This window comes from Arcobacter sp. CECT 8989 (assembly GCF_004116715.1).
GTDB lineage: Bacteria > Campylobacterota > Campylobacteria > Campylobacterales > Arcobacteraceae > Halarcobacter.
In genome coordinates this window covers 1-415 of sequence record NZ_PDKE01000092.1, presented here as the reverse complement: position 1 = coordinate 415, position 415 = coordinate 1, and the positions used below count along the sequence as shown (strand labels likewise).

At 30.6% G+C, this 415-nt stretch carries 1 protein-coding gene; it reads right to left on the bottom strand.

Annotated features, from left to right (window positions below; genetic code table 11):
* The coding region (locus tag CRV02_RS14565) for a methyl-accepting chemotaxis protein (protein ID WP_258239336.1) at positions 1–415 on the bottom strand (415 nt) is incomplete at both ends.

The window sequence follows — 415 nt, the reverse complement described above, 5'->3', positions numbered from 1 at the left end:
ATCTATCATTTTTGAAGCAATTTGTTTTCCTTCATTTGCTTTTTGTGTTGCATTTTCTACTATTATTTTTATTTCATTGGCAGCTGTTGCACTTCTACTTGCAAGATTTCTTACTTCTTGTGCAACCACTGCAAAACCTTTTCCTGCTTCACCTGCTGTTGCTGCTTCTACTGCAGCATTTAATGATAAGATATTTGTTTGAAATGCAATTTGATCAATAATTCCTATTGCATTAGTAATTTCACTAACTTGTTCATTTATCTCACTCATTGCTACTGTAGTTTTACTAGCTAATTTTTCACCTTCTTTTACTGAAGAAGTTAATTCTTTTGCATTTAGTGACATTTGAATAATATTTTCTGTACTATTTGAAATATTACTTCTTATCTCATTTAATGCAGCAGCTGTTTCTTCT